The organism is Vibrio sp. QJM3NY_27 (genome assembly GCF_057785955.1).
Map to the genome: position 1 here is coordinate 1,771,221 of NZ_CM173511.1, position 25,491 is coordinate 1,796,711.

Consider the following 25,491-nt stretch of genomic DNA (forward strand, 5'->3'; position numbering starts at 1 on the left):
GTGAAGTTTGAATAGATAAACGTGCAAAGTCAGTGAAGTGTGATTTGCCAATTCATCCACTGTGTTTCAACAGCCATCGGATAACTTTGTCAAACTATTACAAATTCGTCAAAAACCACCTCTATTTATAATCTTAGGGAATAATCGTACGAATTCCATCTTTGATGCGATTTACATGGCACTTTAACCGTCTGTGTCACATTACCGCTAAAGTTAGGCATGGGGCTGTTGATTTCTGAAGGGATTTAAAGGTGGTAAGACCATGGTTGGCGTGTGTGAAATGCGTTGAATGGTTTTTAAAATCTTATTTTCAATAATAATTTCGCCAAAAACACCCAATTTGGTTTTGGGGTATTTAGAGCTGTCACTGCATGAAATTTAATAGGATAGGTGGCTGTCATGGTATCAATGACAGCCATACAGTTGTACAAGAAAGCTATAGTTGTACAAGAAAGTTACAGTGGCGCGGAAAAGTTACATCGGCAGGTTTAAAAACTCATTTTGATACAGCTTGTTTGCCAAGCTATCGCGAAGTTTAGTTGGAAGGAATTTCATTCGATTGATTTGTCTTACCAGCTCTTGTGCAAAGCTAGGAGTTTGTTTCATGTTCATCACACTGCCCATTAGATTGATACTCTGTGCATCAAGCAGCTTTTTCGCTTGTTCTAGGTGGTGAGTTGACGTTTCACCATAGGCGACAACCATCAATGTGCTGTCACAAGCACTCGCAACAGACTGTGCAGGAATGTTGCCTTTGTTTATGTTGAGAAGCGGTGAGGTATCAATGATGACTCGATCGTATTTCTCTAGCCATTTATTTACCACTTTTTGTAACGTTGTCGGATCTTTATAAGCAAGCTGTGTTGATGCCACTTGAGGTGCTGGGACACCGATAAACGTACGATGAGACTCAACATGTTCTATTAACTGCCCCTGTTGACCGTCTTCTAACATGTTCAAATCTTTGAAAGCGGGGTTGTATAAGTTGAGGTCAACATAAAGCGTGGAGTGACCAGCAAGAAGAAAACGTTCCGCTAATGCAGTGGCAACAGAGGTTACCCCGTCACCTGAGTGACAGGCCGTCACACAAATCGATTTCTGTCCGTTAAGTTCAGAAGCTAAATACAGTTGCTCGACTTCGGCATGGGTCGCTGAAATAGTCATTATAAAGCTCCTATTAGTACGATGGTGGTCGTAATACGTAGTATGTCATCTAATCCGACACGTGCTTTTTCGATAAAGCTTTCACGACGATCTGGGATGTAAATGGTGTCGCCAGCGCGTAGCACAGGTAAGTTGTAAATATTGGCTGTTTTGCTGAACTCAACAAGGTCGAAGGTACGAGCTTGACCTTGGCAACAAGACATATTCACAATGGTAATTTTCTCTACGTAAGCATTGTCGGTAGGGCCTGCCGCTTCTGCCAATATATCTAAAATGGTCATGTTGTCGTTAAACACATAACGACCCGGATTGTTAATCGCACCAAGCACACGAACTGTTTCTTCTTTCGGTGTGTCTAACCAGTTCTTACCTTTCTCTGGGATATAAATGGTGTCACCGGTGGTTACATTGGGCAGTAATGATTCGTCACCGGTTTCAAAGTACAGTGAAAGATTGAGTTTGCTTACTTTAGAGTAGGTTTTATCACGATGCGTGACACGAACGTTGTGTATATCGGCATCCTTAGTAGGGCCGTCTGCCGCAGACAAAATGTCTAGAAAGTGCATGTCTTTGGTAAAGCGGTAACGACCCGGCGCATTCACTTGTCCAAAGATATAGATCGAAGCATCAGAGCTTTGACGTACCCATTGAGATTTATTGTCTGAAGGGTCTTGTGGTAAGTCGTGGACACGGACGATAGAGCCTGCTCGAATTTTCGGCATTAGATCTCGTGGCGCGCCATTTCTGATGAAATCATCAAGATTAAACACAACCATCTTTCTACCCGTCACAACTTCAATTTTTGAGGTGTCAGCACGTAACGTAGGACCGCCGACGTGAGCCAATAATCCCATGAAGTTCATTTCATCTGACCATTCAATACGACCAGGTCGGTTTACTTCACCGATAACGTTAACCGCTCTATCTGGCGCAATTTTCAACCAAGACTTCTCGTTCATGTCGGTTTTCTCTGGAACGAAAATAGCGTCACCGGCTTTGATGCTCGGTGGATTAGAATTAGGTAGACCTTCTGTGTAAGCCGCTAAATCGAATTTAAGGACTCTGCCATCCGCCTTGATCACACGTATTTGGCGCGATTCTGCAAATCGAGTCGGACCGCCAGCATTCGCAAGGATATCCATGAAGGTGGCGTCTCTTTTTCCTTCAAAAGCACCGGGAGCGGCAACTTCACCCATGACGTAAACCATGTTTGCGCCGGATTTGATCTCTTCTTCTTGCTTCGGCACAAAAATGGTTGCACCCGGGCGTAAGATTGGAAGTAGGCTTTCGTCACCAGAATCTAAATAACGTTTAAGGTTGAATAGCGTAGGCGTGTTGTTTGAAATTACTCGTATTTGCTCAACACTGGCATAACGAGTCACACCGCCCGAGCGCATTAGTACGTCGACAAGATCGGTGCTCTCTTTATAAGTGAACGAACCCGGTGCATTTACCTCACCAAATACTTTAATTGAATTGCGAGAGTCAGCACTGTCACCAGAGTTAGCAAGCTTGGCAGCATCGAATTCTTGTTCAATATTGCCTACTAATGGCGATGCTGGAACAAAAAGCGAATCCAATGATTGCAGAGTAGGTAGCGTTGATTCGTCACCTGAATCAAGAAAACGCTTGTAGTTAAACTCTTTCTTGTCCGCGCCTCGCTTGAGAATCAATTTGTCCAGCTGTGCTCCCGGACGTAATCCACCGGCTGCGTAAAGGGCCATTTGGATGCTAGAACCCAATGCCAGTGTGTATTCGCCAGGCTGCTCTACATAACCTTGCACGTAAATAATGATTTGTTGTTCTTTGACGTACACCGAAGCGTTCGAAAGATCTTTATAAGCAGTTGCCAGTGATTCTAGAACGACTTTGTTAAGCTGCTCGCTGTCATAACCCGCAACGAATACGGCGCCAACTTCAGGAAGTGTAATGCGGCCACGTTTATCCACTTGGAATCCTGTGTTTAACGTACTTTCACCGGGTACGTTAACTTGGATAAGGTCACCGACTTGAACCGCGTCTGAAAACTCTTCGCTCGCATTCACGACATTCGTAAAGCATAACGATAGAGTGATGATAAAAGCGATCAATGATTTCATAATCCACCTCCCATTTTCTCGGCATTTTTAGGGGAGATAACTTCGATACTTACTCGACGGTTCGTTAAACGAGTGCCGTCAGACTCACCCTCAAAAAGGGGGACGGTTTCACCAACAGATACTGCCTTGATTCGCTGAGCACCTAAGCCAAAAATAGTCAGGTAGCGTTCGACTTGTTTAGCACGTCCAAGTGCCAAATCATCGTTAAATTTTTCGGTACCCGTAGCATCGGCATGGCCGGTAACAACAAGGTCTAGAGATTTATGTTCTTTCAGTAGTGTGGTCGCCTCGGCAAGTCGTCCCATGTACTTGGGATTGACTTCGGTAGAGTTTTCCGCGAATTGGTTGTCAACGTTAAGCAGGTCGTACAACTGTTCGATAATCGACAATTGCATTCTAAATTGGTTTTCATTTTTTGGTGGTTCACAGCGGGCTTGTGAGGTCACATAGTCCAGTTGGACTTCAAGTTCGTTTAAGCGTTTTCTTTGAATGACTAGGTCGTTGGCCGCATCTAGAAGCAGGCCACCTTGTAGTTCACGAGCGATACGATTTTGCTTCTCTATCGCTTGCACAACAGCAGCGGGGAAGCACCAACGCGCGCCTTCTTGAATCAAGGCATCAAGATGTAATTTAGCCAGTTGCCAATCAAAACGTAATCCGTGTTCAGGACCAAGAGGTTCGTCTGGCATCACAGGAGAAAAGTCGGAATTTTGGTAATTAATAGAGTCATAACTTTCAGCCAAACCGCCGGTGCCTTGTTCAGGGTAGCTAGTACAGCCACCTAGAACCAAAGCAGACAGAGAAAGGGCTATGTAGTTTTTCAGTATTTTCATGCCAACGTCCTATGTTTTTACTTTTTATTATTATGTTTTGTTACTTCTAGCTTAGTGGATCTTCATGAATTTGTAGGATTTTTTGAATTTACTGGAATAGCGTGGCCAATGCGTAGCAAGTTCATAATTTCAAGAGGCTGGCCAGTCACATTTTCAAGTCGCATGTTGCGCTCACGCTCAGTTAGGCGTTTGAACATGTAAACAATCGCGCCAACACCAGATGAATCTAAAAACTCAACTTGGCTAAAATCAACTTCGATTTCAGGGTGGCCATCATTTGAGATTACATCGTCAATATCGGTCTGAGCATCGCGGCTACCTGCTGCATCTAAATCACCGAAGATAGAAAGAGTCAGTGTCGTTGTATTTAAATCAATCTTACGTAGTTCCATAGCGATATCTCCTTTTGAGTATGTATGGACAATTGCACTGAATGTGCCAACTTTTATGTTTATATTTTTCAATAACTTAAATAAAACGCTAATCTCTATCTCATATTGAGAAAGTCGGTTTCTCAATATGAGAACTAAAAATGGGTGAACATTTGAGATCCATAAGTCATTAATTATATGAATGAAATTGAAAGTTAAATAAGGTTGATGTGTGGATCGCATCTTCTAGCAAAGGTTGTCTACCTACGTGTCAGAACGCTTAGGATTAAAGGCGTTTGTTGACCACTACAGATATCAATACGGAGCAGATGATGAGATTAACTAAATTGGCGATAGCAACTCTATGGGCGTGTTCGCTTTCTTCTCATTCATCCTATTTACCTCCCGACCATTTGGTACTGGCCAATACATACCAACAAGGCATTGATGTTTCTGAATACTGGAAGAGTGAAAAGCTTGATGGGATTCGGGCTCTTTGGGACGGACAACACCTTTATACTCGAAACGGGAATCGCATTTACTCACCGAAGTGGTTTACGAAAAACTTGCCTAAGGTACATCTCGAAGGGGAGTTGTGGGCAGGAAGAGGTCAATTCCACTTAGTCCAATCTACCGTCCTTGATCATACGCCTAGTGACGTAGCGTGGCGCCAAATAGATTTCATGTTGTTTGATATGCCAGGGGCTGCTGGTGATTATCAAAAGCGCTATTACAACATCTTGCATTGGGTAAGTACGATTGGAGAACCTCATGTCAGCTACATCGAACATGTACCGATTCACAATGAAGAAGCTCTTTTCCATCAACTCGATAATGTCGATGAGAGTAATGGTGAAGGTTTGATGCTTCGTAAGATCACCAGTCGCTATCAAGCAGGCCGAAGTAATGACCTTTTAAAGCTTAAAAGGCATCACGATGCGGAAGCCACGGTTATTGGTTACAAAGGTGGAACAGGGAAGTATAAAGGGATGATGGGTTCGATTTTGGTTCACACAGAAGAGGGTGTGGAATTTTATATTGGAAGCGGGTTCAGTGACCAGATGAGACTCGCACCACCTGAAATAGGCAGTCAAATCACCTTCCGGTATAACGGCTTTACGCAAAACGGAAAGCCCAAGTTTGCGCGCTTTGTTAGAGAGAAGAGTGAATACTAATCTCCCCTAAATCATTTACAGCCGTAAGCAAAAAGAGCCCTGAAAATCAGAGCTCTTTTTGTATGTGATAACGGCGATACCGGTTTCTAACGAGAGCTAAACTCTAGCTGAACATGATCGTCTTGTTTATGCATCCAATGCAAACGCATACCGAGCATAATGGCAGCTGATGTTAGGCCGACAATGAAACCAATCCAGAAGCCATGTGCGCCCATAGGTTCAACAATCCAATCTTTCATTCCTAAGATGTAGCCGATAGGAAGACCAAGTAACCAATACGCTACGAAGGTAATGTTGAAGATCGAACGCATGTCTTTGTATCCACGCAAAGCACCTGCAGCGATAACTTGGATTGCATCGGTGCATTGATAAACCGCAGCGAACAACAGCAATTGCATTGCAACGGTAACTACTGCCGTGTTCTCTGTGTAAAGTAACGAAACCTGCTCTCTAAACAATACTGTTAATGCCGCTGTCATAAAGGCTGTTACCAAACCGACGATGATACCCACGTGTGTTGCGATCTTCGCACCTTCAGTGTTGTTTTCACCAAGCTTATGGCCAACACGAATACTCACGGCGGCACCGATACTCATTGGAATCATAAATACGAGAGAAGAGAAGTTAATCGCGACTTGGTGAGCGGCAACAACCAATGAACCTAATGGGGCAACTAATAAGGAAACCACAGCGAATAGCGTGACCTCGAAGAAGATAGCGGCAGCAACTGGAAAACCAAGTCTAAACAAACGAATTTGAGCTTTAAGTTGAGGTTTGTGGAACGTCCCGAAGATGTTGATTTTAGCCAAACGCTTTGATGTTAAAACATAGGCGAACAACAGTGCAAACATCACCCAATAGACGATAGCCGTTGCAACGCCACAGCCAACACCACCAAGAGCAGGGGCTCCAAGTTTCCCGTATACGAACATCCAGTTTAGCGGAATGTTTAATAGTAAGCCGATAAAACCGATCACCATGGCAGGCTTAGTTAAAGACATACCATCAGTAAAACTTCTTAATGTTTGGAACAGCAAAAACGCAGGCACAGCAAACATCACCGCGTTCATATAGCCGATGGTCTTTTCCGCCATGAGTCGCTCAATGTCCATCCATTCCAATATCAACTGCGTTTGGAACAGCACGCCAATAATAGGTAACGAGATGACGAGTGCCAAAAATGCACCTTGCTGAATCTCAAATGGAATTTTGACTTGGCGGCCTGAACCGTTCAGTTGTGCAACAACAGGAACCAACGCCATCAAAAGACCGACACCAAATAAGATTGATGGTAGCCAGATACTTGCTGCAATCGAAACCGCTGCCATATCGATAGCACTTACGCCACCGGCCATCACGGTATCAACAAAACCCATTCCGGTTTGTGCAACAGATGCAATCAAAACTGGGGTCGCAAGTTTGATTAGATTCGAGGATTCTTCTTTGTAACGATGCACAAACAACTCCAAATAAGAGGGAAAATTAGAATAATAGTGTAGGAAAGGACATTCTGAAGGAATCAGAGGCAATGATCTTAAGCTTCCACTGGACGAATCATAAAGAAATGTCACAATAACTGCTATGAAAAACTGTTATTAGAATGCTAAATAGGAATCTTATGTTTACAGGTATCGTTCAAGGCATGGCAACACTGGTTGCAATAAACAAAAAAGAGCTGTTTCAGACTCATACCATTGAGTTAACAGATGAAATGGTTGAGGGATTAGCAATTGGTGCCTCAGTAGCTCATAACGGTTGTTGCTTAACGGTAACGGAAATTTCGGGCAATCAGATTGCTTTTGATTTAATGCAAGCCACATTGCGATTGACGAACTTGGGCCAGCTGAATGTTGGTGACAAAGTGAATGTTGAGCGTGCAGCAAAGTTTGGTGACGAAATTGGCGGACATAGCATGTCTGGCCACATTACTCTGATGGGTAACCTCGTTGATGTGATTAAGACAGAAAATAACCGTACGCTTTGGTTTGAGCTGCCGCAAGAATCAATGAAGTATGTGTTGAGCAAGGGCTACATCGGCGTGGATGGTTGTTCATTGACAATCGGTGAAGTGGAAGATAACCGTTTCTCTGTTCACCTGATCCCAGAAACGCTGAATCGCACTCTGTTTGGCGGCCGTGAAGTAGGCGACCAAGTAAATATTGAGTTTGATCCTCAAACACAAGCGATTGTTGATACTGTTGAACGCGTACTAGCAAACCAGAAATAGTAGTGACGGTTTATCAATAGCATTTGCCCCCAAAGCGACACCAAGTAAAAGTCGAAGATATTAAAAAAGAGCACATTAGGTGCTCTTTTCTATTTTTGTGTATTTGTGTTTTTCTAGGCTAGCCTCAAAATCGAGGGGAAGCTCTAAATCGAAGCGTAGCTCCAACTCGACAAGAGAGTAGGTGTTAGAAGACTTGTTCGTCGTCTGCATCAATCGAGAGATTAATTTTGTCTCTGACTTCATCCACCTGCATATCGAGGTGAATGGCATTGCAACACGCAGGGCAATCGTCATAAAAATCTTGGCTCCCATTAGAAGCATCGAGCGTTATGCTGATTGCATGCCCACAGTGGGGGCACGAGACATGTTTCTCTGTGTATTTATGCATGGCTAATTCTCCTCACTGTATCTTGTCCAAATCGTATTAGCTTTAAAGATCGCAGTAGCTTGTATAGATCGTAGTAGCTTTATAGAACGACTTAGCTAGCTGTGATTGGTATTAAACGGCCTGTATCTTCTGAATACACGCCTCAGTTTGTGCTAAATATTCGCCGCCAAATTGGTTGCAGTGGTTAAGAAGATGGTACAAGTTGTAAATGTCTTTCCGATCAGTATAGCCAACGTCGAGTGGATTGACGCTCTGGTAACCTTCATAAAACTCTTTTGGAAACCCATCAAACAATTCCGTTAACGCTAAGTCACATTCATGATCGCCCCAATAACAAGCGGGGTCGTAACAGATTGGCCCAAAGGCTGAATTCGCTACGTTGCCATTCCATAGGTCACCATGAAGTAAAGAAGGGCGAGGATTGTGGCCAGCAAGACGCATATTCACCACATCAACGATGTCATCAATATCACCGAATTCAATGCCTTTCTCTTTTAGCAATTGCAGTTGGAAGCCGATGCGTTGTTCAGAGAAAAAGCGACCCCATTTCTTATGCCAAGGGTTAGGCTGAAGCGTACTACCGATATAATTATCTTGGTCACAACCGAACTCTTTTTGCTCGCCCCATTTATGAAGCTGAGCAAGCTGCACGCCGAAATCAAAGCTGTTATTACCCGTATCAAGCGGCTTGGTTGGCAAGTAATTGAGAATAATGAATGAGCATTCTTTGGTTTTACCAATCAGTACCAACTCAGGAACATAAACGGTGGAAGTTTCTCTTAACAAGCGTAAGTTCTCAGCTTCGATTTCAAACTTAGGTAAAAATTCTCGCTGGTTCACTTTTACGAAGTAGCGTTCATTACCATCGCTGATCATATAGCAATCGTTAATGTCACCACCAGAAACCTTGGTACGTTCAGTAATCTGAAAGTTAAATAGAAGAGTATCTGAAAGTTGTTGAGAAATGGCCTGCCACATAGGAAATCCTCAAAGACTGAAAGTTAAAAAATTGAAGGTTAGAAATACTGTTTGTTAGCCATAGTTTAGGATAAATTTGAGCAATTTATAGACGTACTCGTCAATGTTCTTATCTGTTCTTCACCTTATGTAGAATCAATTGGCTGATTTGTGAACTCGAACTGATTCAAGCTCTTTGAAATACAAACAGAAATTGGCAAGGCAAAGTTATAGAATTGTTTGGAACTGGCCTCACAATCGAAACGTTTTCGTTGAAACAAACTGGAAAAATAGTTGGAGCTTGTTATTGTCTACGCATCAACTTAAATGCGCTATTAGAGTAGGTTGAACGACTATAGTTAACGATAGGGCACGTGATCATCTCAACTTGCTAGCTAGCTCTTTATGACTCTTTAATAGCCGAGTAATGATGGCGTACTGAGTCTGCAAGTATCTTGACCAACAGACATCTAGCGACACGTATATATTCAGCTATTGGTTTAATATTTAAGCTGAAATACTAACTAGGATCATTTTAATACGGTTTTTGGTAATAAAGTGATGACAAATCGCTTCATTTACATAGTATTAAGCAAGTGCGTATTAATCTGCTCTTGAGCTTAAAACGGAGATTTATTGTGGTTGTAGAAACCGATGGCTATTTGGCTCTGATCGAGCACTTATCGTTTAATCTGGATGTCTTTACAAATAGTAATGGCGATACAGGCAATGAGAGTGTTGAAGACATCATCACAGACATGATTTCAACAAACATCATGGCTATTTTTGAGCAAAATCCAGAGTTACATTCGAGTGTTCGTTTTCAACTTTTGAAAGAAGCCGATGCTGTGGTAGCGGATTTAGGCGAAGTATTAGCGGGTGTATGGGCTAAGAAAGCGACCAACGAGCAAATTGTATTTCTAGATGAATACATCGCGCTAGTGAAGAATCTATTTGATTCTGCTGTCGCTAAATACGACTAACTATTTGTCCATTTCCTCGTTAGTCATTTTTTCACGATGATTATGTTCACGATGATAGGCGTTTACGTCGTAGCTTTAAAAGTCACCTCGTTTAGCGGTCAAGTCTTTAAACCGCTATAAACGCCTAAAGTGCCAAAACTTAGAAGCCCAATAAGGGTTATCCAACCTCGAGATGATGACACCTTTCGATGTCGAAGCATGTAGGAATTGATTATTTCCTAAATACACACCTACGTGTCGTACCGTCATCGATGTTTTGAAAAATACCAAATCTCCGCTTGTTGCTTGCCCATACGCTATTTCTTTTCCCTTTTTACTCTGATCTTTTGTGGTTCTTGGTAAGGCTTGTTGAGTTGCATTTTGCACGGCAATTTGAACAAAAGCGGAGCAATCTACGCCTCGAAATGATGTTCCACCAAAATGGTATGGCACACCTTTCCACTGCTCATACACACTCATATACGCATTGGTAGTCAATTGTTCTGACTTTGATAGGGGTTTCTGTGCGGTTTGACTAAGCTGAGAAGGGTGTGGAGTCGAGCTACAAGCAGCCAATGTTGCTAAAGTTATTGTAACTACAGCCATTTTTCTGAATTTCATATGTAACTCTTCTGACAAAAAACTGAAATAAAAACGTCATCAAGGACTTCTAGTATACGAACTAACTTAAGGATATCTCTTTTCGTAGTCAAACTGGATTTCACATGCCCGACACAAATTTATCAATAAAACCCTCACGTTATACATTTTCGCTCATTCAAACCGTCACTGCTGTATTTATTTCCATACTTTTACTCGTTAGTTTTTTATCAATGGTTAGCATTCGGGGAGTTGAACGGGTCGGGGGACATTTTGACGCACTTTCAGAACAAGCATTACCCCTTGCCTTGCACAACGCCGAATTAACGCAAAGCGTATTAGAGCAAGTGAAACTTCTCACTTATAGCACCCAGTCAACCGACTTAGATGCGCTGAATTCGACAAGGGTTTCAATTGACCAACTCGCAACAGAGAGTAATACCACGCTTGAGGAACTCCTTTTTATCTCCCAATCTTTTCCTGATGCGATCTCTTTAGAGCAACAACAAAACCTTATTGATGATATGGCGCAACTGCAAACCATGACTAATACGGTACTGCTGGCACAGATTGAGATTCAAAGTAAGCAAAACCTAATCGACAGTAAAATGGGCGAGTTTCGTTATGGCGTTGGCTCGATCGGACCTGAAATGAACCGAATCAGCTCATTCTTGGTTGAAGACAACCCAGAAGCGAGCGATGCAGCGAACCGATTTACATCCAGTGCGTCTGCTATGGCGAACACCTTCCTGATGTTGATGATGCAATCTGACATTGATAAAGCACAAGACGAATACCGTCAATTGAGAAACCGAATCGCAGGCCTTAACTTGGCTTACAGCGATTTTGCCGATTGGCACCCAGACATCGCTGAATTCGCAAGCTTGACGGCGCCTTACGAAATGGTGAAAGAAGGCTTCACCGAGCAAGGGATAATCAAACAAATCCTCTTGAAACTCGAACTGGTTCAGCAGCAAGAGCAAAACTTAACGCAAGTCATCACCCTAGCGAATACCGTCATCAGCACATTGAATCATTTGTCTTCTACCGCTTCCCACCTGATTGATGAAAGTGAACTGGTTGTAAATCAAACCATCACCAACATCGATCGTGTGTTGTTTATCAGTGGGCTAGTGATTGCCGTTATCATTGTGATCTCATGGTTCGTGTTACGCCGTTGGATGAATAAAGGGCTTAAAAATATTACTCAACAACTGAGTTCGCTCGCAGATCATGATTTCTCTAAACAAAGTGAACTACTCGGGCCGCTAGAGCTGCAGGTTATTACTTCGAAGCTAAATACGGTCGTTGATTCCACCGCGGATTCGGTTCGTTTAGTAACGCGTAACTGTGAAACGCTCTATCAAACCGCTGAAGTAAGCCATGACGCCGCAGAGCAAACCAATTCAAGCTTGAACGAGCAGAACGAATCGCTACAGAATATGATCACCACAATTACAGAACTTGAAGCATCCATTGGTGAGATTGCTCGTATCTCGAACGCATCGAATGACGACGCGCAGATAGCAGAAGACGAATCAGTCAATGGTAGCCAAGTGGTCGGCCTTAATCAGAAGCGATTACAAGCACTCGAGCAATCTCTTAGCCTGAATCAAGAATCGATGACGGACTTGGATATTCGCGTTAAACAGATTCGTGAAATGGTCGACGTGATCAGTGGTATTGCTGAAAACACCAATTTACTCGCATTGAATGCCGCAATAGAAGCAGCGCGAGCAGGAGATCAAGGCCGCGGGTTTGCAGTGGTTGCCGATGAAGTACGAAAACTGGCGAGTGGTACCTCCCAGCAAACTACTAATATTCGTAATATGATGAACGAATTGGTGGCGGCAGCTGATCGCTCACGTGCTTCTGTAACGGAATCGAGAAGCGAAATGGCGAATGCACTGGAAACCAGTGGCGATGTAAAGCAGGCCTTCGAGAAAATCGAATTCGCGGTTAGCCAGATCAAAGGCCGTGTTGAGCAAATCATGGTGGCAACCGAACAACAAGCCCGTGCGACTGTTGATGTCACGCATTCAATTACTCGTGTGTCTGAGCAGGGTGAGAATACTAAGCTGCAACTTGAATCTATGATTGAAAGCTCAGAGCAAGTTGGTGAGATAGCAGGACACCAACAAGCTATGCTTCACAAGTACGTGCTGAGGTAAACGAGCGTGCTGAAATAAACGAGCGTGAGAGTTAAGTTATTGTGCGCAAGAGTTTAAGCACTAGCAGCACTTAATCACTAACTACGCTTATAACGACTATCGATACAGAGGCGCCCTTAAATTCTCACAAGAATCTAAGGGCGTTTTGTTTTGGCATTCAGCTAAGTTTGTATTTAAGCTAACTTCGTTATTAAGATAAGTTTGGTCTCAAGATAAGCTTGAGCCTCAAACGAATTCAAACCTAGTTTTTCGTCGTCGGGAATTGAGTAAATGGCTGACGAAGCATCAGATCTAACCGTTGTTCTTTACCATCTTGAATCTCTGGAACGCCAATCTGAACCTTATCGTGGCCAAGCTTTGGCTGAGCGCGGTAAGTCTTAAACCAGATGTCCCACACAGATAAAAAGAAGCCGAAGTTTGAGTGGGTTTCTTTCACAATGACCGAGTGATGAACGCGGTGCATGTCTGGGGTCACAATCACTTTTCTCAATCGCGTATCAATCCATAGCGGAAGACGTGCATTGCTGTGGTTAAACATCGCACTCGCATTAAGAACAATTTCAAATATCACGACCGCAATGACAGGGACACCAAGTGCGATTACCAAACTCACTTTGATGAGCATTGATAGAATCATCTCAATAGGATGAAAGCGCGTTCCGGTTGTGACATCGATATCTAGGTCCGCATGGTGAACTCGATGTAACTTCCATAACCAAGGAACACGGTGAAACACCAAGTGCTGCAGGTAAATGGCGCAATCTAACAGTAATACGCAGACCAAAATAGTGAGTTCTTTCGGAAGTGACAGGGTATTGAACAGACCCCATTGGTTTTCTTGTGCGATAACCGCCGCTTGGAATGCTGCGATAGGAATCAGAGTGGCTAATAGAAAGCTGTTCAAAACAACCAACGCAAAGTTATTCCCCCAACGAAACCATTTGCTTTGAGTCAGTGTTTTACGCGGAAAACGGTATTCCCAAAGCGCACACAATCCAAAAACGACAATAAAACAAACAAGGCGAAGCAGTGATGGGTCTTGCATGGGAATTCCTTCTATCATTCTAAGGACACTGTAAGTACAATCGTGCCACTTTTCTAGAGTTATCGTTATTGTCCATGAGAATCCACGCTTTTCACCGTTTATATCAACATCGTTTATCCATTGCTACTAAGCCGTTTAATGCACGCGGTTGTAAAGTGGTTCGATGTGAGTATTGCAAAATCAAACAAGACAGCTGTATCTGTGAGCATCAACCAAACATAGATACGAACGTCGCCACCATGTTGATCTTGTCAGATAACGAAATCTTGAAACCAAGTAATACAGGGCGACTCATTGTCGACACGGTTAAGGACAGCTACGCCTACCTTTGGCACCGTACTGAGCCAAATCAAGAGATGTTGGAAGTCCTCAAAGATGACAAATACCAACCCGTGATCGTATTCCCTGAAGACTATACCGACGACAAAACACGCGTGGTTCAAGATCTGCCACAAATGCGTGACCCAAACAAAACACTATTGCTGATTTTCATTGATGGCAGCTGGCGCGAAGCGCGACGTATCTTCCGTCGTTCAGAGTATCTGCAAGACTTACCTGTGCTGTCGATTGAGCCTGAATCGGTTTCTCAATACATGATGCGTAAGTCAGACAACGAACAACACCTTTCTACTGCCGAAGTCGCGAGCTTAGTATTAAAACAAGCGGGTGAAGAGCAGGGCGCGAAGACTTTACAACTATGGTTTGAAGCATTTCGTGAAAGCTACATGCTAAGTAAGACGCGTTATAAGTCCGATCCGACCAAACCAAGCCTGAACGCTTTCATAGAGCACACCAAAAGTGAGACGTCACTCTAACCTTTAACCGCTTTGTGCTGACTTGTTGTTCAAACAGACTCGATCACGAGATAAGTTTGTTATCTATCACGGTTTGTAGGGGGAGTGTTATGGATAATGCTCTTTAGTTGTTTAATTTAAAAATTTTATTTGCCCTAATTTAGGGAAAAATTGGAGAGATTTCATGTATTACGGCTTCGATGTTGGCGGCACAAAAATTGAGTTTGGTGCATTCAATGAGAAACTTGAGCGAGTAGCAACAGAACGTGTTCCAACACCAACAGACGATTATCAATTACTGCTTGATACGATTGCTGGTTTAGTTAAAAAATACGACAGCGAATTCTCTTGCGAAGGCAAAATTGGCCTTGGTCTTCCTGGTATGGAAGATGCGGACGACGGCACTATGCTTGTTGTTAACGTACCGGCTTCAACAGGTAAGCCATTACGCAAAGACTTAGAAGCGCTGATTGGTCGTAGTGTTAAAATCGAGAACGATGCGAACTGTTTTGCGCTGTCTGAAGCGTGGGATGATGAATTGAAAGATGAACCATCAGTAGCTGGCCTAATTCTAGGTACTGGTTTTGGTGGTGGTTTGGTTTTTGATGGCAAAGTATTCTCAGGACGTAACCACGTTGCTGGCGAGCTCGGCCATATGCGTCTTCCTATTGATGCATGGTTCCACCTTGGCGACAACGCACCGTTACTAGGCTGTGGTTGTGGCAAGAAAGGTTGTTTAGACAGCTACCTATCTGGTCGCGGCTTTGAACTGATTTATGAGCACTACTTCGGTGAGAAAAAGAAAGCGATTGAAATCATCCAAGCGTACAACGAAGGCGAAGCAAAAGCAGCTGAGCACGTTGACCGTTTCATGGAGCTATTGGCTATCTGTTTCGCAAACCTATTTACTGCACTTGACCCGCATGTTGTAGCACTGGGTGGTGGACTTTCAAACTTCGAACTTATCTACGAAGAGATGCCAAAGCGTGTTCCTAAATACCTATTGTCTGTAGCGAAATGTCCAAAGATCATCAAAGCGAAGCACGGTGATTCAGGCGGCGTTCGTGGCGCAGCATTCCTTAACATTAAGTAATCATTACTTACCGTTAAGCTAATTAAGGTTAGATAGTTAAAAGCATAAATAAAAATGCCGCAATCTCAAAAGAGGTTGCGGCATTTTTTATTGTTCGGTGTTTCCGTTTCTTTAGCTCTTAACTTCTTAACTTCTTAGTTTTCAAGTGAAAACGAAAAGCTAGAAACTACAGATGGAGAAAAAGAAGCCAGAGGACTTACTTCTTCTTTTTACCAACACCAAGGTTGTCTTTTTGCTTCAACGTAAGCTTAGTGAAGCCTAGCTTACGGAAATAGTTGTCTTGGTAGTTACGAACCGCTTTAGTATCAGAAATAAACTCAAGCTGTTGCTCAGTTTTTAGATACTCAGTGATGTCGATACCTTCAGCTGCAGCGACAGCTTCTTGGATCGTGCGGTGTTCTTGTTTCGAAAACAGTAACTCTTTGTCTTCGTCTTTGTAAGTGTACAGAATGGTACGAGCCATGGTGCTCTCCAATAGAATTATTACTTTGCGCGCACTCTACATAAAAACAGTACGTGGCTCAAGGTTATGATAAAAAATCTTAAGATTAACGCTCTCACGCTTAAGGCTTTTTAAGCTTTTTGCATTTAAAGGAACGAACAGATTGTCTTTTACAAAACGAACAGAAAAGAAAGCCCCATAACATCGAAAGCTCGATAGAAGGGGCTTCATCTATGTCTTGGCGAAGAACTTCTAAGTTAATTAAAGATCTGGTAAGTCAACTTAGCTGATTAAGCTTTGAATTAAACACGCCCTTGAAGAGGAATGATCGTTACCGTCTCACCAACTTTCACGGTATCAACCGCTGGTGAGATTTCGATTAAACAGTTTGCTTCGCTCATTGAACGCAGGATACCTGAACCTTGCTTGCCCGTCGTTTTTACTTCAAGCACACCCGATTCATTCATCGAAAACACACCACGGCTGAACTCAGTACGACCTTGGCGTGAACGCAATTGTTCAGTCGCTACCGCGTTCGCTTTAACTGGTGTCCAGTTGGTTTGACCTTGTAGCTTACGGATCGCTGGCTCTACAAAGTTAATGAACGACACCATCACGGCAACTGGGTTACCCGGTAAACCGAAGAAAGGTTTGTCTTCAATTTTGCCGTAAGCAAGAGGGCGACCCGGACGCATGTTGATGCGCCAGAAGTTAATCTCACCCAGCTTATCTAATGCGAGTTTGATGTAATCAGCATCACCGACAGACACACCACCAGAAGTCAGAACCATATCGGTCTCTAACGACGCAGCGTGAAGTACATCCATCATCTTTTGTTCGTCATCTTCAATGATGCCGTAGTCAACAATGTCACAACCTAGCTTTTGAAGCATGCCGATGATCGTAAAACGGTTCGAGTCGTAGATAGAGTTCGGCTTCTGCTCGCTACCCGGTGCTTGAACTTCATCACCCGTAGAGAACACACCGACTTTTACCTTACGTAGAACAGGGCAGCTACCAAAACCTAACGACGCCATCATGCCCATTTCAGGTGCTTCGATGCGTGTACCACGAGTAAAGACAGGTTGGCCGATTTCTAAATCTTCACCAGCCATACGGACATTTTGTCCAATTGAGATTTTCGCACCTGGGAAGCTAACCTTATCGCCATCTTGGACGGCTTGTTCGCGCATCACAACAACATCAACGCCTTCAGGCATTGGTGCACCCGTCATGATCTTAACGGCTTCACCTTGTTGAACAGTTTGCTCGTAGCTGTGACCAGCCATAACTTCAGCAACCAGTTGGTAACTATCCAGTTCTAAATCTTCACTACGAATTGCGTAGCCGTCCATTGCTGAGTTGGTGTTTTGAGGCACATTGATTGGCGAGATTATATCTTCAGCCAAAACACGACCGTAGCCCTGCAATAGTTCAACACTCTCTGTGAGATCGAGCGCGTCAATGCTATCAACAATCTTTTGTTGGCCTTGAGTAACGGTTAAACCAGCAGGAGAGAACGAATCACAACACACTGCGGGCGTGTTGTCTCTGGAAGACGAACAAGAAGCGGTTTCGCTTATTTTCGAGGAACCGTCAAACGACTGAGCATATTCAATAATGAAATCACGAATCGCTTCTAAGTCACTGATCGCCATTTGTGGCAGTTCGGATCCCACTTGGCTGTCTGCAGCAATGGCAATAATGTTGTCATCGTTCGGGTATAACCAAGGTTTACCGACTTCATCTCTGTGCAATTCAATTTTAGGGAAAGCAATGTTCTTGCATCCTTCTACCAGAATCAAGTCCAGCTTGTTGGTATCGAAACGTGTCAGAAGGTAATCAAAATCAGCTTCGGCTTCTGGCGTTTCTGTCATCATCACGTGACGGTTACGAGAAGCGATCAACATTTGATTCGCGCCCGCTTTACGTAAGCGGTAGCTGTCTTTACCCGGCTTATCGACATCAAAATCGTGGTGAGCATGTTTTAACACACCCACTTTTAAACCCGATTCAGTCAATAACGGAAGCAGAGCTTCAAGTACCGTTGTTTTGCCTGTACCGCTATAAGCTGCAAAGCCCAATAGAGGAAGGTTAGGGCGTTGTTTAGAATCTTTCATTATTGAAGCGTTCCGAATTGGGTGAGTTCTTCTGGCGTGTTCAGATTAACAAAGCAGTTAGGAGAATCGCTGAAATCAACGTATTCGGTAACACATTCTTTGTATAGCAAGATGATTTTACGATCACCACGTTCCAAAAACGCTTCTAGCTTTGGCAGAACACGTTTGTGGAATAGGGTGAATACAGGTTGCTTAAATTCGCCATCATGCGCGACAAGAATGTCACTGTCTTCTTTAACTGCAGAACAAAAACGCTCAACAAGGTCGTCACTGATTTGTGGGCTATCGCAAGGGACAAAGCCGACCCAGTCTGTGCTCGCGTTTTTAAGGCCAGCATGAATGCCGCCCAATGGACCTGGATAGTCAGGGAAGGAATCGGAAACAACCGGAGCAAATGCTTGGTAACTGTCTAAGTTACGGTTGGCATTGATAGTGATGCTGACATCTTGCTGTGACAGCTTGTTTATAACGTATTGAATAAGCGGAGAACCGTTGAGCTCAACAAGTCCTTTATCTTTTCCGCCCATGCGGCTGGCCTGTCCGCCAGCCAAAATAACCCAACTAGTTTGCGTTGGAAGCAGCATAAATATTCTCTTGTGCTTTATCTTTCTGAATAACTTGCAGAAGCGGCGATTCGGTCAAAGTATTGTCTTTGATCCACCATTGCTTCTTACATAAGTCGGTTAACGCGTTAGTTTGGTGACTAGTGATGACTAAACTCGCGCCTCTTTGAAGAAGATCTTCGGCCATTATCACCAATCTTTCAATAGATTCTTTGTCTAAAGAGGCACTTGGTTCATCCATAAGCAAGATTGACGGCTTAAGAATCCAGGCTCGTGCCATTGCAACGCGTTGACGCTCACCCCCAGACAACACAGAAATGTGTTCATCTGCCAAGGTTTCTAAACCTACCATTCTCAGCGCATTAATTATTTGAGCTCGCTTATCTTTTTGGCTCTCTTTGTTAAAGCGAATGCCATAAGCGACATTTTGGTACACCGAACCATCAAAAAGATAGGGGGTTTGATGCAGGTAGATAATGTCTTTGAACTTGAGCCTAGGGAATAAGATCTGCTGCCAGCTTTGTGTTGGAGACTGAATGCGGCCAGAGCTTGGCTGAATCAATCCAGACAATATTTTAAGTAGGGTCGTTTTACCCACACCATTATCTCCTTTGAGATAAATGGCATCGTTGGGGCCGATCGACAATTCGGGAATATGGAACAAAACACGCTCTTTGTAGCGCATTGAAATTTGCTGCGTTGTTATTTTTATACTCATGACAGCGTTCCTAAGTTCTTAAATAGCCTTTTCCTCTCACACTGGAAAGGAAAAAGTTAAGGGCTAATGCCAATGCTAATAACACCATACCGAGGGCGACGCCTTGAGCGAATGCGCCTTTGTGGCTTTCCATAGCGATAGCTGTTGGGATGTTTCTTGTCATCCCCATAATGTTGCCACCGACCATCATTGAACAACCAACCTCAGTGACGATACGAGAGAAGGCAGCGATAGTTGCAGCTAAAAGAGGGAAGCGCGTTTCCCAAATTAACGTACACGCCACACGAGTCGTTGATACGCCAAGCGTGCGCGCCGTTTCAACCGCTCGGCGGTCACTGGCTTGGAGAGCGCCGTGCATCATCGCGACTAGGATTGGGAAACAGATCAGCATCTGACCTAGGATCATCGCCTTTTGGGTGAACAGTAATTCCCAATCACCGAGTGGGCCAGAACGAGAGAGCATCATGTACATCAACAAACCGATAACCACGGTTGGGATAGCTTGCAGGGTGTTGATCACCGATAACAATGCCCACTTCCCGGGGAACTCAGTATAAGCCAATAAGAAAGCCATAAGGATTGCAGGAACAATCACTAATGAGATGGCGGACAAAGATACGCTGAAAGATACCGCGACGATTTTCCACAATTCGTGGTCAAAACTCACTAGTAGGTTCATTGCATCAATCGTTGTTTGCCATAGGGTCATGAAGTATCTCGTGTGAATCGATAATAGGTCTTTATCGGTAATGACTGATGTTAATCATAGCTGACACAAACTATTTGAGCTTGAATTGGCCAGCTATTGTTTTTAAGAGTGTTTCGTTAACTGTTTAGCTAAGTGTAGTGCTTGTTAGTTTTGGCTAGACCTTCAACGCTACGCTTTACTTACAACCAACTATTCTGCGCTCGCAACAAACAGCTGTTTGCCGTGCAGTTTAAAGTCGTTAATCAATTTCTGACCTTTAGGGTTAACCAGCCAGTCACTGAATACTTTCGCAGCTTGGTAGTTGATGCTCGGGTAGCGTTCTGGGTTAACAAGAATCACTTGGTAAGGGTTAAACAGGTTCTTGTCACCTTGGAAAAGGATTTTAAGATCCAATTTGTTTTGGTAAGCCAACCAAGTACCACGGTCTGTCATGGTGTAGCCTTGCATCTCTGACGCCATGTTCAGAGTAGGGCCCATGCCTTGACCAACACTGCGATAACCACCGAAGTTTGGTTCCATTTTAGTTTGTGCCCAAATACCCATCTCTTTCTTATGAGTACCAGAGTCGTCACCACGAGAAACGAAGGTCACGTTATTGTTCGCGATTGCTTTGAACACATCAGTCACTGCTTTTTGAGATTCAATCTTCGCTGGATCGCTTTGAGGACCAACAATGACAAAGTCGTTGTACATCAGCTTGCGAGGTAGAACCCCGTAACCTTGCTCTACGAAATTCGCTTCAGCCTTCGGTGCGTGAGTCATCACTAGATCTACATCGCCATTCTCACCCATACGAAGTGATTTACCCGTACCCGCGGCAAGAACATCAACCTTGATACCAGAATCTTTTTCGAACTCAGGTAATAAGTAGTCAAGTAGACCAGAGTGGTAGGTACTTGTGGTGGTCGCCAATTTGATATGGGTGGTGTCTTCCGCGCTGCTAGCCGTGTAACTGACGATAGATAGAGCTGCAATAGTTAGGGGAATTGCTTTCATTATTATTATGTCCATTTTGTTATAAATGAATGACATGCCTTCAGTTTTAAAGGGCTCAAAAAAGGGCATGTACATAAGACGCTAATTGTTGTAATTAGAAATCTACACCTTATAAGCAATCTTAATGCCAATAAATAATGCATCAGATCTCATTAAATTGCTGTTATTTCGGACAAAACTGCGTCATTTAGCCCTCTAAAATGAATCAAAACATGAGCTAGGACAAAATGTCGCACATTGTCCCTGTTGCACAAAAGGTTAATTGGTACACTCTGTCCCAACTTTCTCCACCGGCTAATCATTATGTCTTTACCTAGTTCATCAGCACCCAACCTCAACCCAAACACATTGACTCAATATCAAGCGTTTTCCGTCTTGGTTGTGGATGATGAAATAGGTATGCAAGCTATTTTAAAGAAAGCACTGGGTAAGTTCTTTGGCAAGGTATCGAGTGCAGGGTCGGTTGAAGAAGCTGAAATACTGCGTTCGAGCGAGCATTTTGATCTGATTGTTCTTGATATCAACCTGCCAGGTCGGTCTGGTATTGAGTGGGAAGAGGCGTTTAACGACAACGACAAACGTGCCGATGTGATTTTCATGACAGGTTATGCTGATTTAGAGATGACGATATCTGCGCTTAAGCTTGGTGCTTCAGATTTTATTCTTAAGCCGTTCAACCTCGAACAAATGATACAAGCGGTTCTGCGTTGTATGGACAAGCGCCTTGATCAAAGAATGCAGTACGCGTTGAAGCGCGATGTTAGCCGTCATATCAAGACCGAATTGATCGGCAATTCAGACAAGACTAAACAGCTTAAATTGCTGATCAGTCAATTTGCACCGTCAAGAGCATCAGTTCTTATAGAAGGTGAGTCAGGTACGGGTAAAGAGTTAGTTGCTCGTGGTGTACATGAAGCTAGCAAACGAACAGGGCCATTCGTGCCAATTAACTGTGGAGCGATTGCGCCTGAGCTTCTGGAAAGTGAGCTATTCGGGCATACCTCTGGCGCATTTACCGGCGCGAAGAAAAACCGTGAAGGTCTATTCAGAGTCGCAAGCGGTGGCACCTTGTTCCTTGATGAGATCGGTGAAATGCCATTGCCAATGCAAGCTGCGCTGTTACGTGTGTTAGAGCAACGTACGATTCGTCCTGTCGGTAGCGAGAAAGAAATTGCCGTTGACGTACGTGTGGTGGCGGCGACTAACCGAAACCTTCAAGAAGAAGTCGATAAAGGCCACTTCCGTCGCGATCTGTTCTACCGACTCAATGTACTTAAGATTGATGTTGTGCCATTGAGAGAACGACCGTCTGATCTGATAGAGCTTGTGCCATACTTCACTCGTCTTCTATCAAGTGAACTGGGTATGCCGGTTCCAAACTGGGCACATGAAGATATCTTGGCAATGAATGAATACGAATGGCCGGGAAATATTCGCGAACTTAAGAACCTAGTCGAAAGATGCATTCTTTTAGACAAGCCACCAGCACACTATTGGCGCGAAATTAATGGTGATCCAGCCCCAACCAGCATTTCAGTGACGGTGTCACATGGAGCAGAAATACCAAACTTGAATAATGTAGACGCTGCTGAGGGTTACCCGAACACTTGGACACTCAAAGAAGTAGAAAAATCTCACATAGAACAACTGGTGAGTTTCCATGATGGCAATAAGTCTGCAGCTGCGAGAGATCTCGGTGTGGCGCGTAAAACACTAGAGCGTAAGTACAAAGAGTGGAACACAGAAGGCTCAGAATATGCCGATTAGACGTCATTGGTGGACAAAGTGGGCGTTCCGGTTCAAAACCATGGTGCGTTATCGCCTGCTATTTCTAACATCAGCCCCCATCATTCTTACCTTGTGTGCGCTTGTCGCTATAACACTGTATTGGTCAGTACATTACACGTGGCAGGGTGCTCTGATTGATGTCGATGAGCGTTTGGATGTTGCCGACAACAGTATCCATCTAATTCAGAACCAACAGGCCTATAACGTTCAAGCATTTGCTGAGTCTTACAACTTCCGAATCAAACTCACGAGCGATATTTCGAAAGAAGAGCTCACACGTTGGGTTTCTGAAAACAAATCTCTCTATGAACTCGATTTCCTGCGCTGGCGTAGCGTCGAGAGCATGGAAAAAAAACTTGAATACCTCAACATGACACACAAAGAGTCGTTCTTTAGTGTATTGAGCCAAAACGAACTCAACGATTTAGACCAAAACCTTGCCAGGCAAGCCGAAGTCCCAATGCTCAATAGTCAAAACGTTGAAACTCGGGGTTTAGTTAGCCGCACTGTTGTGTCGATTCGTGACAAGAATGATCACGTAATTGGTTTTCTTGATGGGGGAATCCTCCTTAATAACAGCACACAGTTGGTTGATCAGATCAGCAATCTCATTTATCCGCAACGCGAGGGGTTCAATCGTCGTATTGGCACCGTTACTGTGTTTCTTGATGACCTACGTGTCAGCACTAATGTACCGTTGAGCAGCGAAGAAAGCGCAGGGCGCGCAATTGGTACTCGTGTTTCTCACGAGGTTCATTCTAAAGTATTGAATGAAGGCAAAGAGTGGCTAGATCGAGCGTATGTTTACGACGCTTGGTACATCACTGCGTATCAACCGATTCATGACCAATTCGATAACGTCATCGGCATGCTCTATACCGGTTATCTGATTTGGCCATTGGTGGAAACGTACTTAACCAATCTTGGTGAAATCAGTATTACGATTGTGTTGTTGTTACTGGCGTCTGGTTTGATCGTTCACCGTGGTGCGCGTGATCTTTTCAATCCTATTGAACGCATTCATAAAGTCGTCAAGCTAGTCCAGATGGGGCAAGACAAGCGAATCGGCACTCTGGGTTTGAACGATCAACACGAGCTGACTTTACTCGCTAAACAATTCGACAAGATGTTAGATTTGCTGCACGAACGTAATCAAGAGATCCAACAAGCCGCTTCAGAACTCGAATGTAAGGTTCATTCACGTACTGCTAGCTTGAAAGAGAAAACCGAAGAACTCGAACTGCATATCAAGCTGTTGAATCAAGCTCGAGACAAGCTGGTGGTCAACGAAAAGTTAGCCGCGCTAGGCGAATTAACCGCGGGTATCGCCCATGAGATTAACAACCCGACAGCGGTGATTCTTGGCAATGTCGAATTAATGAAGTTTGAACTCGGTGACGAAGTCGCTCGTGTAGACGAAGAAGTCCACGCCATCATGGAGCAGATTGACCGAATCCGAAACATCACACGAAGCTTGCTTCAATACAGCCGACACGGCGGTGTACAAGACGAAATTACGTGGCAACACATTAATCCAATCGTGGATGAGAGTATTACGCTCGTAAAAACAGGCGCGAAAAAGAAAGGCATTGTCTACGTATCACAACTGCATGCTAAAACGTCTGTGGAAGTTAATCGAAACCAACTTTTGCAGATTTTGGTTAACCTACAGATGAACGCGATTCATGCCATGGACGGACAGGGCACATTGACTATCTCAAGTGAAGACTGGGTGGAGAATGGCGTGTCTCATGGTGCAATCGTTCATGTTCAAGATGAAGGGTGTGGTATCAAAGAAGAACAATTGAAACGCATCTTTTCACCTTTCTACACCACCAAACGTGACGGTACAGGTTTAGGTTTGTCAGTATCTCAAAGTATCTTGAGCCAAACGGGTGGCGAGATCCGAGTTGAATCTGAGGTAGGCAAAGGAAGTCGCTTTAGCATCTATCTTCAACAAAAGGCCACACCGCAGTTGTTGGTGTCTAACCTATAATTTTTTAGCTTTAAGCTCGAATCCAACCATATTATCACCCGATAATATCTCTACTGCGCTTAGGCTGTTACATGAACGTTTCAGCCCAAGCACGAAAATCCCGCACTACTAAACTATCGCCAACTAAATCTCAACCTCTGACTGTTTGACGAGTACCTCTTTTTGAATATGTAACACAGTGTATATCTTTTGATCTTGATGCATATCATCTGAACTGTACGGATTTTTGATACATTGACCCCAAATTCATAATCAAAAAATATAATAAAGTCAGTCAGCT

At 43.7% G+C, this 25,491-nt stretch carries 23 protein-coding genes; 8 read left to right on the forward strand and 15 right to left on the reverse strand.

Features of this window, described 5'->3' with window-relative positions; all coding sequences use genetic code 11:
* Positions 1 to 474: 474 nt before the first annotated feature.
* The 4 genes from AC3CIA_RS08115 to AC3CIA_RS08130 form a co-directional block, all read right to left on the reverse strand.
* The gene (locus AC3CIA_RS08115) at positions 475 to 1,164 is read right to left on the reverse strand and encodes a P-loop NTPase family protein (RefSeq protein ID WP_488517934.1); all 690 of its coding nucleotides are present in this window, start codon (positions 1,162 to 1,164) and stop codon (positions 475 to 477) included.
* The gene (locus AC3CIA_RS08120; RefSeq protein ID WP_488517935.1) at positions 1,164 to 3,263 is read right to left on the reverse strand and encodes an SLBB domain-containing protein; all 2,100 of its coding nucleotides are present in this window, start codon (positions 3,261 to 3,263) and stop codon (positions 1,164 to 1,166) included. The genes AC3CIA_RS08115 and AC3CIA_RS08120 overlap by 1 nt, the downstream gene beginning before the upstream one ends.
* The gene (locus AC3CIA_RS08125; RefSeq protein ID WP_488517936.1) at positions 3,260 to 4,096 is read right to left on the reverse strand and encodes an OmpA family protein; all 837 of its coding nucleotides are present in this window, start codon (positions 4,094 to 4,096) and stop codon (positions 3,260 to 3,262) included. Before AC3CIA_RS08125 ends, AC3CIA_RS08120 begins: the two co-directional genes overlap by 4 nt.
* Positions 4,097 to 4,158: 62 nt before the next feature.
* Positions 4,159 to 4,488: an STAS domain-containing protein gene (locus AC3CIA_RS08130; protein ID WP_004733793.1), complete on the reverse strand. Its 330-nt coding sequence runs from the start codon at positions 4,486 to 4,488 to the stop codon at positions 4,159 to 4,161.
* 311 nt (positions 4,489 to 4,799) lie between these two features.
* Here AC3CIA_RS08130 and AC3CIA_RS08135 point away from each other — a divergent pair, with 311 nt between their 5' ends.
* Complete coding sequence (locus AC3CIA_RS08135) at positions 4,800 to 5,642, forward strand: DNA ligase (protein ID WP_146454258.1); 843 nt, start codon at positions 4,800 to 4,802, stop codon at positions 5,640 to 5,642.
* A gap of 86 nt (positions 5,643 to 5,728) precedes the next feature.
* Here AC3CIA_RS08135 and AC3CIA_RS08140 read toward each other — a convergent pair whose 3' ends face one another.
* The gene (locus tag AC3CIA_RS08140; RefSeq protein ID WP_488517937.1) at positions 5,729 to 7,099 is read right to left on the reverse strand and encodes an MATE family efflux transporter; all 1,371 of its coding nucleotides are present in this window, start codon (positions 7,097 to 7,099) and stop codon (positions 5,729 to 5,731) included.
* A 161-nt stretch (positions 7,100 to 7,260) separates the two neighbouring features.
* Here AC3CIA_RS08140 and AC3CIA_RS08145 point away from each other — a divergent pair, with 161 nt between their 5' ends.
* The gene (locus AC3CIA_RS08145) at positions 7,261 to 7,869 is read left to right on the forward strand and encodes a riboflavin synthase (protein WP_054547754.1); all 609 of its coding nucleotides are present in this window, start codon (positions 7,261 to 7,263) and stop codon (positions 7,867 to 7,869) included.
* A gap of 184 nt (positions 7,870 to 8,053) precedes the next feature.
* On the opposite strand, the gene AC3CIA_RS08150 is transcribed toward AC3CIA_RS08145, so the two are convergent.
* Entirely contained in the window at positions 8,054 to 8,257 is a 204-nt protein-coding gene (locus AC3CIA_RS08150) for a CPXCG motif-containing cysteine-rich protein (protein ID WP_054547753.1), read from the reverse strand.
* Positions 8,258 to 8,368: 111 nt separating this feature from the next.
* A complete protein-coding gene (locus AC3CIA_RS08155; RefSeq protein WP_054547752.1) occupies positions 8,369 to 9,235 on the reverse strand; it encodes a fructosamine kinase family protein in 867 nt (288 codons plus the stop codon).
* Positions 9,236 to 9,852: 617 nt separating this feature from the next.
* Between AC3CIA_RS08155 and AC3CIA_RS08160 the strand changes: the two genes are divergently transcribed.
* Positions 9,853 to 10,197, forward strand: coding sequence for a DUF3802 family protein (locus tag AC3CIA_RS08160; protein WP_004733787.1), 345 nt, complete (start codon positions 9,853 to 9,855; stop codon positions 10,195 to 10,197).
* 114 nt (positions 10,198 to 10,311) lie between these two features.
* Here the strand turns inward: AC3CIA_RS08160 and AC3CIA_RS08165 are convergent, their stop codons facing one another.
* Entirely contained in the window at positions 10,312 to 10,797 is a 486-nt protein-coding gene (locus AC3CIA_RS08165) for a C40 family peptidase (RefSeq protein WP_488517938.1), read from the reverse strand.
* Between the two features lie 104 nt (positions 10,798 to 10,901).
* On the opposite strand from AC3CIA_RS08165, the gene AC3CIA_RS08170 reads away from it, so the two are divergent.
* Positions 10,902 to 12,947 carry a methyl-accepting chemotaxis protein gene (locus tag AC3CIA_RS08170; RefSeq protein ID WP_488517939.1) on the forward strand — a complete coding sequence of 682 codons (2,046 nt, stop codon included), beginning with the start codon at positions 10,902 to 10,904 and terminating at the stop codon, positions 12,945 to 12,947.
* A 241-nt stretch (positions 12,948 to 13,188) separates the two neighbouring features.
* Here the strand turns inward: AC3CIA_RS08170 and AC3CIA_RS08175 are convergent, their stop codons facing one another.
* Positions 13,189 to 13,992: a sterol desaturase family protein gene (locus tag AC3CIA_RS08175; RefSeq protein WP_488517940.1), complete on the reverse strand. Its 804-nt coding sequence runs from the start codon at positions 13,990 to 13,992 to the stop codon at positions 13,189 to 13,191.
* 68 nt (positions 13,993 to 14,060) lie between these two features.
* On the opposite strand from AC3CIA_RS08175, the gene AC3CIA_RS08180 reads away from it, so the two are divergent.
* Complete coding sequence (locus AC3CIA_RS08180) at positions 14,061 to 14,807, forward strand: tRNA-uridine aminocarboxypropyltransferase (protein WP_081279949.1); 747 nt, start codon at positions 14,061 to 14,063, stop codon at positions 14,805 to 14,807.
* Between the two features lie 163 nt (positions 14,808 to 14,970).
* Positions 14,971 to 15,879, forward strand: coding sequence for an N-acetylglucosamine kinase (gene nagK, locus AC3CIA_RS08185; RefSeq protein ID WP_488517941.1), 909 nt, complete (start codon positions 14,971 to 14,973; stop codon positions 15,877 to 15,879).
* Between the two features lie 196 nt (positions 15,880 to 16,075).
* Here nagK and AC3CIA_RS08190 read toward each other — a convergent pair whose 3' ends face one another.
* From AC3CIA_RS08190 to AC3CIA_RS08215, 6 genes are all read right to left on the reverse strand, one after another.
* Positions 16,076 to 16,342, reverse strand: coding sequence for a DUF2960 family protein (locus AC3CIA_RS08190; RefSeq protein ID WP_004733780.1), 267 nt, complete (start codon positions 16,340 to 16,342; stop codon positions 16,076 to 16,078).
* Positions 16,343 to 16,623: 281 nt separating this feature from the next.
* Positions 16,624 to 18,441, reverse strand: coding sequence for a bifunctional molybdopterin-guanine dinucleotide biosynthesis adaptor protein MobB/molybdopterin molybdotransferase MoeA (locus tag AC3CIA_RS08195; RefSeq protein ID WP_488517942.1), 1,818 nt, complete (start codon positions 18,439 to 18,441; stop codon positions 16,624 to 16,626).
* Positions 18,441 to 19,025, reverse strand: coding sequence for a molybdenum cofactor guanylyltransferase MobA (mobA, locus tag AC3CIA_RS08200; RefSeq protein WP_004733776.1), 585 nt, complete (start codon positions 19,023 to 19,025; stop codon positions 18,441 to 18,443). Before mobA ends, AC3CIA_RS08195 begins: the two co-directional genes overlap by 1 nt.
* Entirely contained in the window at positions 19,003 to 19,722 is a 720-nt protein-coding gene (locus AC3CIA_RS08205) for an energy-coupling factor ABC transporter ATP-binding protein (protein WP_004733775.1), read from the reverse strand. Before AC3CIA_RS08205 ends, mobA begins: the two co-directional genes overlap by 23 nt.
* A 10-nt stretch (positions 19,723 to 19,732) precedes the next feature.
* Complete coding sequence (locus AC3CIA_RS08210) at positions 19,733 to 20,431, reverse strand: ABC transporter permease (protein ID WP_017068184.1); 699 nt, start codon at positions 20,429 to 20,431, stop codon at positions 19,733 to 19,735.
* Between the two features lie 189 nt (positions 20,432 to 20,620).
* Positions 20,621 to 21,427 carry an ABC transporter substrate-binding protein gene (locus AC3CIA_RS08215; protein ID WP_017077255.1) on the reverse strand — a complete coding sequence of 269 codons (807 nt, stop codon included), beginning with the start codon at positions 21,425 to 21,427 and terminating at the stop codon, positions 20,621 to 20,623.
* Positions 21,428 to 21,730: 303 nt separating this feature from the next.
* Between AC3CIA_RS08215 and AC3CIA_RS08220 the strand changes: the two genes are divergently transcribed.
* Positions 21,731 to 23,194 (forward strand): sigma-54-dependent transcriptional regulator, encoded by a 1,464-nt coding sequence (locus AC3CIA_RS08220; RefSeq protein ID WP_054547745.1) that lies wholly within the window; start codon positions 21,731 to 21,733, stop codon positions 23,192 to 23,194.
* Positions 23,184 to 25,211 (forward strand): sensor histidine kinase, encoded by a 2,028-nt coding sequence (locus AC3CIA_RS08225; protein WP_488517943.1) that lies wholly within the window; start codon positions 23,184 to 23,186, stop codon positions 25,209 to 25,211. Before AC3CIA_RS08220 ends, AC3CIA_RS08225 begins: the two co-directional genes overlap by 11 nt.
* The last annotated feature ends 280 nt before the right edge of the window (positions 25,212 to 25,491 follow it).